Origin of the sequence: Streptomyces alkaliphilus (assembly GCF_014141535.1) — a bacterium.
Classification (GTDB): Bacteria; Actinomycetota; Actinomycetes; order Streptomycetales; family Streptomycetaceae; genus Streptomyces; species Streptomyces alkaliphilus.
Genome location: NZ_VKHT01000876.1, coordinates 1 through 2,096 on the forward strand (window position 1 = coordinate 1; position 2,096 = coordinate 2,096).

General features: G+C 72.6%; 2 protein-coding genes. One reads left to right on the top strand and one right to left on the bottom strand.

The genetic code is table 11. The features are described from left to right. Positions 1-1,177, top strand: a 1,177-nt coding sequence (locus FNQ90_RS20705) for a D-alanyl-D-alanine carboxypeptidase family protein (RefSeq protein WP_182607741.1), incomplete at its 5' end; no start/stop codon positions are given. On the opposite strand, the gene FNQ90_RS20710 is transcribed toward FNQ90_RS20705, so the two are convergent. After that, positions 1,074-2,027, bottom strand: a complete 954-nt coding sequence (locus tag FNQ90_RS20710; protein WP_182607742.1) for a YihY/virulence factor BrkB family protein — start codon at positions 2,025-2,027, stop codon at positions 1,074-1,076. The genes FNQ90_RS20705 and FNQ90_RS20710 overlap by 104 nt on opposite strands. Between the last annotated feature and the right edge of the window lie 69 nt (positions 2,028-2,096).

A 2,096-nucleotide genomic window follows, 5' to 3' on the forward strand; every position in this document is an offset into this window, starting at 1 on the left:
CCCGGCCGGGAGCGGCGGGGGAGCCGGCTCCCCCGCCGCGCCCTCCGGCGTCATCGGTGGCGAACAACTGGGGCTGGAGGGCACCCGGGTCCAACCGCTGAAGGGCGCCCCCGCCCTGCCGAGGATCAGCGCCCGCTCCTGGATCGTCGCCGACGCCGACACCGGCGAGGTGCTGGCCGCCCACAACGCCCACCGACGCCTGGCCCCCGCGAGCACCCTCAAGATGCTCTTCGCCGACACCCTGCTCGCCGACACCGACCCGAAGGAGGTCTACCGCGCCGATCCCCTCCACTTCGGCCGACTGGGTGCCGGCAGCAGCGCCGTGGGCATCTCCGACGGCCACGACTACACCGTCGAGGACCTGTGGCACGGCGTCTTCCTCGCCTCCGGCAACGACGCGGTGCACGCCCTGGCCGCGATGAACGGCGGACTCGACGAGATCACCCGACGCATGAACGAACGCGCCGTCGAGCTCCAGGCGATGGACACCACCGTCGTCAACCCAGACGGCTACGACGGGGAGGGACAGCTCTCCTCCGCGTACGACCTCACGCTCATCGCCCGCGCGGGACTGCGGAACCCCGAATTCCGTCGCTACGCCGCCGCCGACACCTACACCTTCCCCGGCAAGGGAAAGGGGAAGAAGCGCGAGAGCTTCGAGATCCGCAGCACCAACCGCCTGCTGGTCGGCGCCCCCGGCCTGGAGCGCTACCCCGGCATCATCGGCGGCAAGAACGGCTACACCTCCAAGGCCGGCCACACCTTCACCGGCATCGCCGAACGCGACGGTCGCACCCTCATCGTGACGGTCATGAACCCGGCCGAGGGCGACCGGCTGAGCGTCTACCGCGAGACCGCCGATCTGCTGGACTGGGGCTTCGACGCCGCCGGCCGGGTCGAGCCGGTCGGCGAACTGGTCCCCACGCTGAGCGAGGTCGCCGCGGCCGATGCGGAGGCGGAGGCCGCCTCCGCTCCGCGACCGGCCGACACCGGCCTCGCGGCCGGGGCGGACGGCGGGGCCGGAGCCGGCGGCGCGGGGACGACCGGGGTCGGCGGCATGGGGGTCCTGCTGCTCAGCGCGGCGACGTTGACGGCGGCTGCGCTGTGGGGTCGTCGACTGTTCCACCGGCGTCGCCCGCTGCCAGGGCGTCCGCGGCGGGTCGCTCCCCGGGTGTGACCGCCGTCGCCGTCCAGGCGCCGCAGAACAACAGCAGCTTGGACATCAGGTTCATCCACACCAACAACGCGATCGGCACGCCGAACGCCCCGTAGAGGCTGCGGGTGGCGATGCCCGTCAGGTAGCCGCTCAACAGGGCCTTGAGCAGTTCGAAGCCGACCGCCCCGATCAGGCACGCCACGATCGTGTCCGTCCGGGGCGGTCGGACCCCCGGCAGCCACACCAACAGGTACAGCATCAGGACGAAGGTGATGCCGACGGCGACCAGGTGGGCCACGATCTGGAGCAGGACCCGGCCGACCGTCCCGCCGATCGCCTCCCGGGCCAACCACTGGGCCACCGAGACCGCGAGTCCGGAGGCCGTCAGCGAGATCAGCACCACCCCGCCCAGGCCGGCCAGGACGCCGATGTCCTTGCCCCGCCGCAGCAGGGTGTTGTCCCCGGGGTCGGACAGGTCCCACATCTCCCGCAGACAGCCCCGGGTCGCCTCCACCCAGCCGGCCCCGGTGGGCAGCAGGAGCAGCAGGGAGACCAGACCGATCGTGCCGGCGTTGTCGATCAGCCCGCCGAGGTCCAGGTTCTCCGAGATCCCGGGGACCTGATCGGCCAGCCACCCCTGAACCCCGGCCATGCCCTCCTCGCCCAGCAGCACCGAGGTCACGGCCACCCCGAGGGCCAGGACCGGGAAGAAGGCCAGGAAGCCGGTGAAGGTGATGGCGGCGGCGAGCCGGGTCCAGTGACGGGCGTCCATGTGCTCGTACACCCGCCACGGGCGGCTGCGGAACAGCCACGCGAGGGCCGGGCCCACCACGGCGAGACCACCGAGTCTCCGCTTTATCGCCTCGTCCATCGTTCGCCCCGGCCCGCCCTCGCGCTCGTCCCGGAAGTGTTCGGATGGGCACGCTACGCGGGCGGGGGG

Coding starts and splice junctions, on each gene's coding strand:
- FNQ90_RS20710 (WP_182607742.1), bottom strand. CDS start 2,027: ATGGACGAGGCGATAAAGCGGAGACTCGGTGGTCTCGCCGTGGTGGGC.